Here is a 14,221-nt window from a genome sequence, read left to right on the forward strand (position 1 = left end):
CAACCAACTCCTCGCCAAATAGCTTATAATAAGACATCCTGTATGTTCCAATAAAGTGAAACTTATTCTACATTTTGCAGCAGGGCATTTCCCTTTTTTCCAACACGTAAATAAGCTATTTCCGCGTTATCTTGTAATTCTATTCCCTCTCCTTCAGGAACAAAGAAGCTTTCTGTACCATAAATAACCTCGCCAGGTCTGTTCGTTTTTCCATTTATAATAACATCACCAAGTTGCTTTTTGTAGGGACGATTCCATTCGCCATCTGCATAAACATACCCGGCATAACCATAGATATTATCTTCATTCTCTCGAAGCACGACCTTTACTTTCTCATTGCTCATTGAGGAATTGTCCAGGTCAGGAATAGTTGAAATGTCATAACGTAAAGTAACATAATCTCCTTGAAGCAGAGAACGGGGGTCAACAGGTTCGAGCTTAACTTTAATTAACGTCCCCTCTTTTAACAACATCTCATTTGTAATCGATTGATAGCTGACAAATCCGACTTGCAAGCATACAAGAAGCAGAATGAACGCCCATTTTTGTTTGAAGCGTGGACCTTTCTTCTCTGTCTTGGCCAATTTCCTTTCAAAATAAATCGTAACTCCCAGAATGACAAGTCCAAGAAATAATAGTAGCAACGATTTATGGATTAGTTTCCATAAAAATTCATAATATTTATAAGCAATAAATAAAAACCAAAAAATAAAACTTGTTGTCCATTCCCATCTTCTCGTATTTCGGTTTAACACAAAAAGGCAAGTGGTTGTGATTAAGAAGAAGCTGAGATTATACACAATGCTCAACCAATCGGAAACTTCCATCATTGTAAGTGTAATAAGCGATAAAAAGGCAAGTATAAGCGCCGTATATCGCGTTGCATTCTCCTTTTTTTGTAAGAAGTAGTAACCCCCATTTAAGACAAGCAGGCTAATGGTCACAGTATGAATCCAAAACCACTCAAACAGGACTGCAGCAAATACTAGATTTAAAAGGAGATAAAGAAATACTCTTATTCCTTTTTGTTTCATGATGTAAATGGCGAAGCTGACAAGGGCGAACAAAAGCAAACGATAAAAAAGAAGTTGATGAAAAAGGACGATTCCTACGGCAATTAGAAAACCTGTCGCTAGAAGCGTATATTTAATTTGAATCGGCCACTTTGTGATTACCGCTGGGAGGATAAGCACAATTATGGCAAAGAAAAATAAGAGATCAATTGAACTCCCAGGAAATAGTAAGAAAAAGAGACCAAATATCGCACTTGTGGCAAATAAAGTGGCGATCAACGTGACAGCTATTGTAAGCAAAGACTTTATAAATCTAAAAAACGGTGTCTCATTCATAAATTTCACTGCAATGATACTAAGGAAGACAAGCGCAGCCGCTAAAAATAAAAAGAAAAATAATATCCATTCACCAAAATATGGAGCAATCCAACGAAAGCTTTTTATGACAAGATAAATAATGGTATATACTCCGAGTATAGTAAGCAGCACACGATTCTCTTTCTTTTTAGACCAATAATAATAGCCGATTCCTAACACAATAATATATAAACCATTGCTTATGAATTTATAAAGTGGTAACCCAGCAATAACAGTCAAAAATACAAAGATGTAATGAAAGACAATAAACGATCCATATTTTAACGTTTTAGAATGAAGGAACTGCTCACTTACATAAAAAATAACGGCATTCCCAAGCATAACTCCAAACAGGATCCAGAAATATTGATGCTCATTCCAATTAGCTAAATAAGTAGAAGGTGTTAAGTAAAAATAAATCGTTATGTGCAACAGTATATAACTGAGAACATAAAAGGGCTCATACTTCGTAGCCAAGGCAAAAAGTAGTACAGGAAAAAGCCAGACTAGAAACAATAAATAACTGTCTGCATGAGAATTGTATATTTGCCCAATGAGTGCAACAGATAATCCAAATATAATACTTGTAGCAACCAGCATCCAATCACTTAAAAATTGCTGATGCTTCATTACTTTGCGAAATAGTAGATGTAGTCCATAAAAAAGAAAAATAAGTGCAATGCTTAGACAAACTTTCGTTATACGATCAAATCCCTGCCAATTTGAAGCAAAAAAATAAAATACACTTGAAAGAAGCAGACTGATTCCTAATAAATAGCCGGTCTTGATTCCTTTCAGATCCAAATGCATTCTCCTCCTTCTTAGAACATCCTCTTATAGGATTTCTATCGTTAGTGCGTATGTAACAAATACCTTCTCCTAGCTCATACTATGGTACATGGATAAAAAACTTGATTCAAGACGTGTTTCTTCCATTCCCTTTTTTAGTTGGAGATATGCAAAATGATCCTTACAGATATACGTGCGAATAGGTAAGAGGACAAAGATAGGATCAATGTTGGAGAAGACAAAAGTGTTAACATTTTTGCCTGAGGAACAAACAAGTAGAAACATATCCTTGATGTATATTCAACATAACATCCTTTTACTACAGGTTTCACTCTCATTACGAAAAGTTATTGCATTGAATTCATTTCATAGAGATAGAAAATATAATCCGTTGATACACCTGAGTATCCCTGTTGGTCAAATTTCCCCGATGATATGTACCTTGGTTCACAACATGTTGAACTAATTCGACGAGATACGTTTCTAGACGGCCAAATTGAGGATGTTCAAGACAAATCTCTTTATCCAAATTCTCCTCATTGTTTAAATAATATTGATTCTTCTTCGCTAAGTCATAAAAAAAGCGTTTCTAATGCTTTCAGTCGTATATCTTTTGTCTTTTCTTGCGTTTCTATAATAGTGACTTGGATTTCACCCATACTCTTCTCTCCTGACAATAAATATCTTCCGGCAATTCCTCAATTTTACAAAAACTTGTTGTTCGCTCAAACGTGATAATCATACAACTGTAAAGAACGATTTTTTTCATCAACTCACTTCTCACATCCATATTTCTCTTTACTAATAATTACTTCTGTTTTCGTTGTCTAAATCCTTTATTTCCTTTACATTCATTCTGAATAAATCGGTTGGAAGCAGATTACAACATCAAAGCTATTGTTTAGATTAAAATAAGAGATGTAACAGAATTCGTTGATCGGAAGGAGAATAACAATGAAGATCATTCTTGTTGGAGCAAGTGGTACGATTGGACAAGCGATTGCCGAAGAACTAGGAAAAAATCATGATATTATCCGCGCTGGAAGGAACGGATTAGATGTAGCAGTTGATATCACTTCTGTTAATAGTATTAAAAATATGTATGAGCAAGTGGGGAAAGTCGATGCAGTCATTAGCGCAACAGGTGGTGCTCATTTTGCTCCTGTTTCAGAATTAACACCAGAGTTAAACGAAATAGGCATTGAAAGTAAGTTGAAAGGCCAAATTAATTTAGTCCTTTTGGGAATGGAGCATATTTCTGACAACGGAAGCTTTACTTTAACAACAGGTATCATGATGGATGATCCCATTCCTCAAGGTGCATCAGCAGCCATGGCTAACGGTGGAATTAGAGCATTCGTTAAAGCTTCTTCTATTGAAATGCCAAGGGGAATCCGTATCAATAGCGTTAGCCCCAATGTCTTACGAGAATCTCTTGAAAAATATGCTGACTTTTTTCCAGGCTTTGAAGCCGTTCCCGGCAGTCGTGTGGCTTTGGCTTTCAAAAAAAGTGTAGAGGGAGCTCAAACTGGGCAAAATTATGAAGTTTATTAATGAAATCTTATAATAATATCTTACTTCTTCTAAAATGAAAAAGAATCTATTTTGAAATACTTAGTAAAATTAAGGATAAGTGAATGTAAGTTTTTATATAAGAACAGTAACTTATCTTTAATGTCACACATTGTATGCTAATTAGTACATCACTTATATATAGTGGTGTACTTTTTTATTTAGTTGACCTCCTAAATGACCTCATTTACTACTACAACAACATTTTGCAGTACAATCATACAGGAACTTATATTCCGTTGATATCCATTCTTTAAAAGTGGTATAAGTGGTAAAGGAATAAAAACTGGGGTCCTTCTTCTACCTCTGTTAAATTACAAAAGAAGAAAGTAAGTGATTCTCTGACTTTACACAAAAGAATACGAAGAAAAAGCAGGTGTATCACCATGTCAAAATATTGATATGACTATTGCCCTGATGGTGTAGAAAGTCGTTTTGAATCATTAGTTTTTGACCGTCAAAATCAACCGAGTTTACGGAACAACGTAACAGAACCATATTCCCTTATTTTGTATGAATTCCCGATAGATGCCAACCCTAGAATAACTAAATCATCTTCTCCATTAAGATGTGATACTATTATTTCGCAATAAACAACAAGGGGGAAACCAATGAACAAAACAGACCGATTATTTGCCATCGTGCTGGAACTGCAACGTAAAGAAGTTGTACGGGCCGAAGATTTGTCAACCCTATTTGAAACTAGCGTGCGGACCATTTATCGTGACATCGAGGCGCTGAGTGAAGCGGGCGTGCCGATCATAGGAGCCCCTGGTACGGGATATTCCCTGATGGAAGGCTATTTCCTGCCGCCGATCAGTTTCACGGTACCGGAAGCAGTGAGCTTGCTGATTGGAACAGACTTTATCGAACAGCGATTTGATGATGATTATCGGGGCAAGGCACAAGCCGCTCGCGGTAAAATCGAGACCATTCTACCGGAAAGCGTTCGCAATGAAACAGCTCGTGTACGCAACGCTATGCGTTTGCTCAATTCCGATAATCAGTCCATACCGTCAAAAGAAAAGGAATATCTAGAAAAGATCCGTCGGGCGATATTAGACAAGCGAAAGATTGGCTTTCAATATGTAAAAAGACTTGCAGATTCCGAGGGGAATCGTCATAGTGTTCGTACCGTTGCTCCCTATGGATTGGTGCTCGTTCAAGGATCGTGGATGCTCGTAGCCCATTGTGATCTGCGCCGAGACATTCGCCATTTCCGATTATCCAGAATGACGGAACTTATCGATCTGGAAGAACGATTTAAAATACCGGCGCACTTTAACTTTAGGGATTATACCCCTGCGGATGATCGGCACTTGCTGGTTCGTCTCCGATTTAACCCTGGCATTGCAGATAAGGTGAAGGAATCTAACTATTATTACATAGAGGATATGGAAGAGCATCAAGATGGATTGGATGTGGTCATACGCGTTCGTCAACTGGACGAGGTGTTGCAATGGGTGCTTGGCTGGGGATCGGGTGTAATAGTATTGGAGCCTGAATCGTTTCGAAATCGGATTCGTGAGGAAGCCGAAAAAATGTTAGAACACTACTGACATACCGTTGTCAGTAGTGTTCTTTTATAATTGGAGTAAGTAAGCATAAAGGAGTGATAGAAATGCGAAGTAGTATATCTAGGTTACGGAATTGTATCGTTTATTATAGAAAGGATGGTATTTCGTGAAATTTGCTTTTGTGCACATCACCACCGACGACGTGGGCAATTTGGGGTCCTTCAATATTTAGAAGAACCTCCAAAAGATAGGAGATTTTTTCGTTGAAAGTCACAAAACAAATCAAGGAGCAATTAAGGTTTGGGAAGCGTTACCTGGAAACTATTGAATTGGATGTTCTTTCAGGGATTTCAGTCAAGGAGCAAAAGGAACTCAAATCGATTTTATTAAAGTTATGGACAACCATATCGAAGAAGGAAAAATAATGAATCGTATTGGTTAAGAAAATTCGATTGTGACTGTTAATGGGTTTGAAACTCATGGAAAAAGGTGATTTTTAATGTTGTACAAGAAAATTGGTGAGTTATTCCCTAAAGCCCCTTTTGATTTTGAAAAAACTATAAGGTTTTTAGATGGATTTCCCCCAACTAAAAAAGAACAAACGCTGAATGAAAATCATCTAACCAAAGCCACTTTAATGAATGATCAAATATTTGTCTTTGATTTACAATCAGAAGGTGATATTGAAAACCCAAAATTGATATACACCATATTTTCAGACAAGGATATCTCGGATAAGAGCTTAAAAATGCTTGAAAAGAAAATCGATCATTTTTTAAGTTTATCTGATGATCTCAAGGAATTTTATACTTTAGCATCGGAAGATCCGTGGTTCCAACATATAAATAAAAAACTATATGGCTACCATCAGGTTAAATTTCTTACTCCTTTTGAAAATGCCTGCTGGGCGATCTTTACCCAAAGGACGCCCACGAATATCGCCAAGGAAATCAAGATGAGATTCTGTAAAAATTTTGGTCAATCACTCGAAATAGACCATCAATGTTATTCTGCATTTCCCGAGCCTGTAAATATCCTTACAGCTTCCGAGGAAGCTCTAGCAGAAACGGTCAAAGATAAGCGAAAGACCCAATATTTGCTGTCAGTCTGCGAAGCATTTTCCGACGTTGATGAACAGTTCCTCACCGACGGAGATTATGATGAAGTTGAATACTGGTTAAAAGGTATTAAAGGAATCGGTGAATGGTCAGCCTCGTTTATTCTTATCAGAGGGATTGGGAGAATGGAACGATTACCTGTTAGCGAAAAAATGTTATTCAAGGTGTTTTCAGAAATTTATAAAGGTGATCAGGATGTTAAGGTGATTGCTAATCATTATGGAAATTGGAAAGGATACTGGGCCCATTATCTTCGCGCTTTGGGTGCATTTACAAAATAGGGTAGAATAGGATCGTTCAAAAGACAAAACGCTAATATAACACACAATATTTAAGGAGATGAAGTACATGGCTACACCACAACTCGACTTTTCATCTATTCAGGTAAGGGATCTTGAAAGATCACGTGAATTTTATCAGAATACCTTTGGTTTTGAAATTGAAAATGAAAATCCAGGAGCCTATATCTTTAAAAATGAAAAGGGTGCTTCTTTTGCTATTAGAAAACCTTTGGTTGATTTAGACAAAGCGGGCAAACTTGGATGGGGAGTCGCACTTTGGTTTTCCGTTCCTAACGTGGAAGAACGATATGATGATGTGAAGTGAAGATTGTTAAGGATTTAGCAGACAGTCCCTTTGGTAAGGTGTTTACAGTAGAAGATCCTGATGGATATTATATTACTCTTCACGGATAAATCTCCGAGTTTCTTATTTTAGCGTATTACAAAGAAGGACAGTGATAAAGCGAATCTTATCTATCCTTCTCTTTTTCCCAAATAAAATATCTTGACTTTTAATAAAGTGAAACTTCATTCAATGTTTTTTCCATCGCCCACTGATTTTAGAAGATCAAAGACTAAATTCGCGACGTCCTGTCGGCAGGCTCAAAGCACGACATCCTGTCGTTTCGCCCGCACTAGTACGTCCTGTACGTCGCAACGCTTTTGTGACCAATTTCCTGTCGGCCCGAACCAATCGGGTATTTACTGGCAGTTGTCCTCCACTTACAATTCTCGTTTTTACCTCGAATTCTTGAAGTGGAGGTCTTACTGCCAGTTAATTCGGGATAAAAAAGAATGTTCAAAATGGCTTCTTTACATAAAAACGCAAGCGCCCTTTTCGCGATATATAAATTTTTTAACATCTTACATATTTTCGTTTGAAACCAACTCTTCCTCTATCGATATCTTTTTGAATACTTTCAGAGGCATTTAAGAAACTACTTTTCTTTTTGGGTCTTTTAACTTCTACTGTTCCAACCTCTTTGGCAATGTCCATTGCCTTTTCATGAAGCGCTACATAGGAAATAGCCACAGTGTATAGGAAGTTATTCATAGAAGCTTTTGTTCGCTCAGGGGAGTCATGAATCGTATCTTTCACCATTTCAAGCATGTAGGAAATCTTACTTTCAGAAAATTCGTTGTCACGGAGTCTTCCTAGAAGCCAGCAGTAACAGCTCCATCCTGCCGACATTTTCAACTCTTCCTTACTTGAAATCCATTTATCGGCGACATCCTGTGCTATCGGCGATTCTGATAATGTGACTGCGACCACATAGTCAGACAACATATAAAAATAGGCCGAATCCATCCAACGATCAAAATCAGACTCTGTCATTGCTTTTGGATCTGCAATAATGCCTGCAAAGTACATTGCATCGTAGTTCCCTGTAGCATAAAGTTCTTCTGCTAAAGCTTGATTTATTTTTATTTTCTTCGCGATCGGCTTCATTGCACCAGTTGCAACACCAAAAAGCGGCTCGTGTGCACCATTTGATATGTACATTTTCTTCATTCGTTCCTTCCCAAGTGCTTCGAGCTCCTCCATTACCATTTCTACATTCATCAAACTCGGCGAAATTCCTCGGATTCGGGAAAAACCGCCTTCTCTCCTTTCAATTAACAGCGTACTTACATATTCATTTTTTAATGCTGTCCATCAACCCTAACAGCAGGAAAAATCATTCATTCGGGTAGGTTTCTTGCAAAAAAACCACAGATTGTTTGATTAATTCCTTTAAGACATCCACATGAATATCTGCTACTTTGTTGATATACACACAGGCTTTTCCTGTTGTATGTTTTCCAAAAACCTTTAATAATTCATCTCGTTGTGTGTCACCTGTTGCAAAATATAAACTGATTTTAGCTTTTCGAGGTGAAAAGCCAACGAGCGGTGCATCGCCTTCATGCCCAGATGCATATTTATAATGATATTTGCCAAATCCAATAATGCTTGGCCCCCACATTTTCGCTTTATACCCTGTTGTCTCTGTAAAAATATCTAATAATTTATAGCCATCTTCACGTTTTCGAGGTGACTCCACATTTTCAATAAACTCGATGACACTACTATCTGTTTCTTTCGTTTTTAGTTCGTACATCGTCCCATCCCCCCTAAACGTTGTTCCATCGAATGACTGCTTAATCTTGTAACATTATGTTACCTTCAATCATCCATCATTCCGCTTTTACACGGTACCAGTATTGATATTTCTCCTGAAACCCTAATTTTGAATAGAGATTTAATGCAGGTCGGTTATTTAGGACTACTTGGAGATAAGCAAATTCCGCACCGTTTTTCTTTCCCCACTTTAGCAAATTCAGCATTAACTGCTCTGCAAAGCCACGATTTCTCCACTGCGGATCTGTAACAATGTCAAAAACCCCCAAGTACTCTCTCTCCAAAACGCCTAGACCACATGCAACAACTGTCTCTTTATTATAAAGTGAAATAAAGCATGTTTTGGGAATAATCATTGAAAGCATTTGCTTCATAATCACCCTATTACATTCATTTTGCTGATTAAATTTACAGAACTGATTTAGCCATTCGTCCTTTACTCTCTCTTCCCATTTAACTGAATCTATTAGTGGATCCTTTAGGTTCGATAGTGATAATAACTGAACACTTGTCTGGTCAATCACAGTGTAACCATGACCTTCTAGAGTCATATCCAATCTATCTGGATAAGCGAGCTCAGTCATTTTAAAAACTGGCTTTAAATTGCGATCCGCAAATATATGCTCACAGTAATGAATTTTCTTATCTATATCCACAGCTGACGTATAGATCGGATTAACAGAATTGGCACGTTTTGTATAACCATTAGAAAATCTTAACAGCCAACCGTCATACACCATTGACGACAATGAGGGCCATGCGTTAAGCGATAACTCTTCAATAGTACGAATCATTTCTTATCTCCTCTTTTTGAATCAACATACAACAAATTGTATGTTGATTCAACAGGGATATTATTGCTTTTTTATCTTAGAACCATCTTCCGGAATCCCTCATTGATGCACTTTTGCTTTTCTACTCCAATAAGAAAAAACGATACCCCTTCATTGATAGGAGATACCGATTTATATTTTCTATACGAGTTTTAAAGCCTTAACGATCCTCTGAATCCTCTAGAGCCATAGTAAGAGTCGGCGCCATTGTGATACAAGAAGACATGCCCGAAGCGATAATCACAGAAAAGGGCACCCCCTAGTTCTCTAATATCTTTTGGGGTTTGCACCCAACTAGACGTCTTCTTATCAACATGTTCCAGTTCCTGCAACGCCCGGTATTGTTCTTCCGTTAATAGTTCAATCCCCATGGCCGTTGCCATATCGATCACGCTATTTTCTGGTTTATGTTTTTTTCTCGCCTCCAGCGCTTCGCGGTCATAACAAACACTTCTGCGTCCTTTAGGACTTTCCGCTGAACAATCATAAAAAATGTATTCATCTGCTTTTTCATCATACTTAACAACATCCGGCTCACCGCCCGTTGTTTCCATTTCATTAAGCGACCACAGTTTTTCAGGATTCGTTTCCAGCTTTTCTTCAATTTTATTCCATTCAAGCTCTTGATGGCGATGCATATTTTTCTCAAAGCGAGTCTTCAACGCTTTGAGTAATTCTTCACGTTGTTCTAGTGACAGCTCTTTTGCCATGTTCGATCCTCCCTTAATATGTATTTATAATGGTTATTAGTCGTGCTAATTATATGCTTCAATGTCACAGCATCTCTTATTAGTGGATCCGATCTCAAATTCCACCCAATATCTTTAGTATTCACTGCAATTTTTCCTACTATATATGCTTTTTCATTCTATCATAGAATAATGACAAATGATCCTGCCAATAAATAGTATAACTTATTTAATTTAATTCGACTTTTAAGAATTCATATATCATAATAGTCAATATAGAAAACCTCTCCTAGACATCGTTTTGTTGCAGAGTGAACCTTTTCCCTATGGAATGAGAAGAACTTATTCTGATTGCGAATCTTACTAAACTAAACTTCAATCTGCTGAAATTGCGATTCGTAGATATATTTGCTACTATGAATCATTACTTATACTAGCAAAAAATATAGGAGGGATTATGGTGGCAACTTTCGATGATTTTCAAAAACTAGATATGCGTGTTGGAGAAATTATTAGAACAGAAGCATTTCCTAAAGCAAGAAAACCCGCATACAAACTGTGGGTTGACTTTGGAGAAGAGATCGGAATTAAACAAAGTAGTGCTCAAATAACTGACTGTTATGAGTTAGATGAACTAATTGGCAAGCAAGTATTAGGAGTGATTAACTTTCCTCCTATGCAAGTTGCTGATTTTCGTTCAGAAGTTTTAGTGATGGGTGTATATTCGAAACAGGGTGTTGTTCTTATAGAACCCCAGCAAAAAGTAAAGAAAGGAGACCGGTTAGGATAAGATCATTCTACCACTGATATTTTGATGTTAAAGTTAAATCCGTTTTGCCCTGTTCTATAGGATTTGCTATTAAGAGCACCTGTGTTGTTATAAGACTGTGACAACACGACAAGAACGATTGGCAAACCACTTTTTGATATAGCTAAGCCAAAGAGGCTGGGACATAATTAAAAAGTTAAACTCCAAGAACGAACAATACATTTGCCTTAGCGAAATATATTTCTGAAGTGGGGATATATGCATCCTGTTCGTTTTCTTGGTGAACATACCTGCGTCCCAGCTTCTTTAGCTGCTTGTTTCACTCAAAGAAGCTTATTGTAAAGCATGAATTGTGATTTCAGCTGCTTGCTTGATTAATTCATCATTATATTCCGCATTTTCTGTATCACGACTTGACAGAATAGCCATAACGATAGGTTCTCTACCAGGTGGCCATACAATGGCAAGGTCATTTCGTGTTCCGTAACTGCCGGCTCCAGTCTTATCACCGACTTCCCAACCTTCTGGAACACCTGCACGGATCAGATTGTCTCCAGTGGTATTCTTTTTTAACCATTCCAAAAGAATTGTGCGTTTATCCTCAGGAAGTAAATCCTCTTTTATTGCAAATGCTTGGAGACTAGTGGCAAGAGCTTTCGGTGTGCTAGTATCACGGGAGTCCCCAGGAATTGCTTCATTCAAGTCTGTCTCAAACCGATCAGATTTTATAATGGTATCACCGATCTCTCTCATTGCTTTCTCAAAACCATCAGGTCCTCCCAGTGCTTTCAATAAAAGATTTCCTGCCGTATTGTCGCTATAACGAATGGCGGCATCACCAATTTCTAATAACGTCATTCCTGTGTCTACATGCTTCTCTGTAATTGGTGAATATGTAACCAAGTCATCTTCTGTATACATAATGGTTTCGTTTAACTTTTCAATTGAGTTTTGCTGTAGCACTACTCCCGCTGCTAACGGTTTGAACGTGGATGCAAAAGCAAATCGTTCATCAGATTGATAAGCAACAATTTGATTCGAACCCGTGTCAATCGCATAGACACCAAGCCTAGAGTCATATTTGTTCTCCAGTTGAGCAAAGTCTTTTTCTATCGTCTGTTTCAATTCTGAATTACTCGCTTTGACCGCAGACTCATTTGGGGTATCTGCTTTCGCACATCCAACCAGAGTGACGAATGCAATTAGATAAACCAATACCAAGAATTTACCCTTCCTAATACTATTGTTTTCTTTCTTCAAAATTTAACCTCCCATATAAATTGAACTTGTCGACAACCTTAATACTACAATTGTAGTATTAAGGTTGTCAACTACTTTTAATAAACTTTAAGTTGGAAGAGAGATATTGACACAACGAAAAGGGTTGGAACCCAGTTGATTCCAACCCAACAAATATTCTTATAACTTCCTTTTCGACTTGCTGCATTATGTCATATCAAGAGTATTCGTTCACCGCTTCATACATATTTCATAGATACATATTGACGTTGCGGTACCAACATTTAACGAGTCGCAAACACCAAGCATTGGAATAACCAGTTTTTGAGTTTCAGTACTATACCATTTGTCTGAAACGCCATATTTTTCACTTCCTACGACAAGAGCTGATCTCCCTTTGTATTCAAACTCCTTAAAGGTCTTAGTTGACCTGGTATCGGCCAGATAGATATTGAAATGATATTTTTTTAACCACGAAATACAGGCAGCTGTACTGGAAAATTCAATGATTGGGATAACAAAAACTGCTCCCATGCTACTTTTTATAAGTTTGGGATTGGTCATTCGCGCCCGTCTATTACATATAAAAATGGCATCCACTCCAGCACCATCACAGGTTCGCAAAATGGTTCCTATATTTCCTGGATTCTCTAAACCATCTAATATAAGAATGACAGCGTCATCTTTTAGTTCCAAATCTTCCTTCTTATAAAAAGGAATCATCCCAACAGATAGCAAACCGTCTGGCTTATCCCTTTCACTCAGTCGCTCAAAGACACTTCTAGAAACAGCATAAACATCTGCATCTTTTTCAGTAAATGTCTTCACTAATTGAGTGGCTTCATCGCTATAAATACATTCAGGACAAAGTATAAATGATTTTATCTCAATCTGGGTATTCACCAGCCTTTGATGTGCCCAAATCCCCTCAGCCACAAAAAGCCTTTCAGAATCCGGATAATTTCCCTTTATCAAACGCTTAATTTCGGTAATCTTATCGTTTTTCGCACCGATCCATTTTATATTAGTTTTCTCCATAATGCGCTTCATGTCCAGGTTACCCATGTTAATCATCCCATTTCTTATTCCTTATAGGCCTGATTATAGGGACGATATCACTTGAATAATATATAAAGAACAATTGCCAACCATACTATACACAAAACTGGCTCACAGCTTAGACAGCTGCGAGCCAGTTGATTCATTATTTTTTAGAGTACACAATTTTTTTGATACTATCAGGGGAAAGACAAAAGAGATCTGAAAGTTGGTAGATAGTCATTCCCTCAGAAAAATTCTTACGAATCTCTTTGTTTCTTTGGTCTAGATATTGCCTGCTTCCGGAATTCTCTCCCCACTTTTTTCGTTCCCCTTCTAGGCTTGGAATATAAATGGTTTCACCATGTACATACTTCTGTATTTCCCTTAATAATTCTTTTGGAAAAATAACATCAGCTTTAATATAGCTCATTCTAACTCCGCTCCTTAAAATTAATACTTTTAAGGGAGCAAAGCCTTACATTAGAATGAAAGCTGGCTTTTATTTATTCGGCTCCATGCAAACAACCAGCTCTGTTTATAATGCAGACTTTGCATGGAGCTTGCCTAGTAAGATATATACATCCCATACCATTAGATACATAGGATCCTCTCCTTCACCATTTTTTCAGAACAAACTTGTATGAAGAATAGCAATACTTCTCGGAATTGTCAATATAATCAATTTCTTTTATTGAAATGCAGTGCGAAAATACCCTTCCTTCACTATCGTTCATTGATACATTTTTTGTCATTCAGTGGTAAAAACTTAAACCTTCTTCCACAATACCTCAGGAAAATCATTAAAAGGTTCATACCCAACTGTTGCTTCTAAATCTGAGTATAAAGAAGCTATTGAAAACCCGGAAGATTCATTATGGTGG

The 14,221-nt window shown here is 37.4% G+C and carries 15 protein-coding genes; 6 read left to right on the forward strand and 9 right to left on the reverse strand.

The genetic code is table 11. The annotated features are described in order from the left end of the window. Positions 1–62 precede the first annotated feature (62 nt). Positions 63–2,174 (reverse strand): GDYXXLXY domain-containing protein, encoded by a 2,112-nt coding sequence (locus tag KI375_RS16475; protein ID WP_212974556.1) that lies wholly within the window; start codon positions 2,172–2,174, stop codon positions 63–65. 346 nt (positions 2,175–2,520) lie between these two features. Further along, positions 2,521–2,688 carry a DinB family protein gene (locus tag KI375_RS27465; protein ID WP_244852757.1) on the reverse strand — a complete coding sequence of 56 codons (168 nt, stop codon included), beginning with the start codon at positions 2,686–2,688 and terminating at the stop codon, positions 2,521–2,523. A 425-nt stretch (positions 2,689–3,113) separates the two neighbouring features. Between KI375_RS27465 and KI375_RS16485 the strand changes: the two genes are divergently transcribed. The 5 genes from KI375_RS16485 (at position 3,114) to KI375_RS16505 (ending at position 6,972) form a co-directional block, all read left to right on the forward strand. Then, entirely contained in the window at positions 3,114–3,713 is a 600-nt protein-coding gene (locus tag KI375_RS16485; protein ID WP_212974557.1) for a short chain dehydrogenase, read from the forward strand. 629 nt (positions 3,714–4,342) lie between these two features. Then, positions 4,343–5,290, forward strand: coding sequence for a helix-turn-helix transcriptional regulator (locus KI375_RS16490; protein WP_212974558.1), 948 nt, complete (start codon positions 4,343–4,345; stop codon positions 5,288–5,290). A gap of 221 nt (positions 5,291–5,511) precedes the next feature. Then, positions 5,512–5,673, forward strand: a complete 162-nt coding sequence (locus tag KI375_RS16495) for a hypothetical protein (protein ID WP_212974559.1) — start codon at positions 5,512–5,514, stop codon at positions 5,671–5,673. A gap of 74 nt (positions 5,674–5,747) precedes the next feature. After that, positions 5,748–6,647 (forward strand): DNA-3-methyladenine glycosylase family protein, encoded by a 900-nt coding sequence (locus KI375_RS16500; protein ID WP_212974560.1) that lies wholly within the window; start codon positions 5,748–5,750, stop codon positions 6,645–6,647. A 67-nt stretch (positions 6,648–6,714) separates the two neighbouring features. Beyond that, positions 6,715–6,972, forward strand: coding sequence for a VOC family protein (locus tag KI375_RS16505; protein ID WP_212974561.1), 258 nt, complete (start codon positions 6,715–6,717; stop codon positions 6,970–6,972). Positions 6,973–7,503: 531 nt separating this feature from the next. Here KI375_RS16505 and KI375_RS16510 read toward each other — a convergent pair. The 4 genes from KI375_RS16510 to KI375_RS16525 all read right to left on the reverse strand — a co-directional run bounded on the left by KI375_RS16510 (position 7,504) and on the right by KI375_RS16525 (position 10,312). Next, entirely contained in the window at positions 7,504–8,211 is a 708-nt protein-coding gene (locus tag KI375_RS16510) for a DNA alkylation repair protein (protein ID WP_212974643.1), read from the reverse strand. Positions 8,212–8,326: 115 nt separating this feature from the next. Further along, positions 8,327–8,749: a DUF1801 domain-containing protein gene (locus tag KI375_RS16515; protein WP_212974562.1), complete on the reverse strand. Its 423-nt coding sequence runs from the start codon at positions 8,747–8,749 to the stop codon at positions 8,327–8,329. Between the two features lie 76 nt (positions 8,750–8,825). Then, positions 8,826–9,563 (reverse strand): GNAT family N-acetyltransferase, encoded by a 738-nt coding sequence (locus tag KI375_RS16520; RefSeq protein WP_212974563.1) that lies wholly within the window; start codon positions 9,561–9,563, stop codon positions 8,826–8,828. A gap of 191 nt (positions 9,564–9,754) precedes the next feature. Next, positions 9,755–10,312, reverse strand: coding sequence for a DUF4256 domain-containing protein (locus KI375_RS16525; protein ID WP_212974564.1), 558 nt, complete (start codon positions 10,310–10,312; stop codon positions 9,755–9,757). 439 nt (positions 10,313–10,751) lie between these two features. Here KI375_RS16525 and KI375_RS16530 point away from each other — a divergent pair, with 439 nt between their 5' ends. Further along, entirely contained in the window at positions 10,752–11,081 is a 330-nt protein-coding gene (locus KI375_RS16530) for a tRNA-binding protein (protein ID WP_212974565.1), read from the forward strand. A gap of 312 nt (positions 11,082–11,393) precedes the next feature. On the opposite strand, the gene bla is transcribed toward KI375_RS16530, so the two are convergent. The 3 genes from bla to KI375_RS16545 all read right to left on the reverse strand — a co-directional run bounded on the left by bla (position 11,394) and on the right by KI375_RS16545 (position 13,770). After that, positions 11,394–12,323: a class A beta-lactamase gene (gene bla / locus KI375_RS16535; protein ID WP_212974644.1), complete on the reverse strand. Its 930-nt coding sequence runs from the start codon at positions 12,321–12,323 to the stop codon at positions 11,394–11,396. 207 nt (positions 12,324–12,530) lie between these two features. After that, a complete protein-coding gene (locus KI375_RS16540) occupies positions 12,531–13,364 on the reverse strand; it encodes a TrmH family RNA methyltransferase (RefSeq protein ID WP_212974566.1) in 834 nt (277 codons plus the stop codon). Between the two features lie 139 nt (positions 13,365–13,503). Continuing rightward, positions 13,504–13,770: a CD3324 family protein gene (locus KI375_RS16545; RefSeq protein ID WP_207449082.1), complete on the reverse strand. Its 267-nt coding sequence runs from the start codon at positions 13,768–13,770 to the stop codon at positions 13,504–13,506. Positions 13,771–14,221 lie beyond the last annotated feature (451 nt).

It is taken from the genome of Bacillus sp. J14TS2 (assembly GCF_018333015.1).
Classification (GTDB): domain Bacteria; phylum Bacillota; class Bacilli; order Bacillales; family Bacillaceae_C; genus Lederbergia.

Coding starts and splice junctions, on each gene's coding strand:
- KI375_RS16485 (WP_212974557.1), top strand. CDS start 3,114: ATGAAGATCATTCTTGTTGGAGCAAGTGGTACGATTGGACAAGCGATT.
- KI375_RS16490 (WP_212974558.1), top strand. CDS start 4,343: ATGAACAAAACAGACCGATTATTTGCCATCGTGCTGGAACTGCAACGT.
- KI375_RS16500 (WP_212974560.1), top strand. CDS start 5,748: ATGTTGTACAAGAAAATTGGTGAGTTATTCCCTAAAGCCCCTTTTGAT.
- KI375_RS16505 (WP_212974561.1), top strand. CDS start 6,715: ATGGCTACACCACAACTCGACTTTTCATCTATTCAGGTAAGGGATCTT.
- KI375_RS16510 (WP_212974643.1), bottom strand. CDS start 8,211: ATGAATGTAGAAATGGTAATGGAGGAGCTCGAAGCACTTGGGAAGGAA.
- KI375_RS16515 (WP_212974562.1), bottom strand. CDS start 8,749: ATGTACGAACTAAAAACGAAAGAAACAGATAGTAGTGTCATCGAGTTT.
- KI375_RS16520 (WP_212974563.1), bottom strand. CDS start 9,563: ATGATTCGTACTATTGAAGAGTTATCGCTTAACGCATGGCCCTCATTG.
- KI375_RS16525 (WP_212974564.1), bottom strand. CDS start 10,312: ATGGCAAAAGAGCTGTCACTAGAACAACGTGAAGAATTACTCAAAGCG.
- KI375_RS16540 (WP_212974566.1), bottom strand. CDS start 13,364: ATGGGTAACCTGGACATGAAGCGCATTATGGAGAAAACTAATATAAAA.
- KI375_RS16545 (WP_207449082.1), bottom strand. CDS start 13,770: ATGAGCTATATTAAAGCTGATGTTATTTTTCCAAAAGAATTATTAAGG.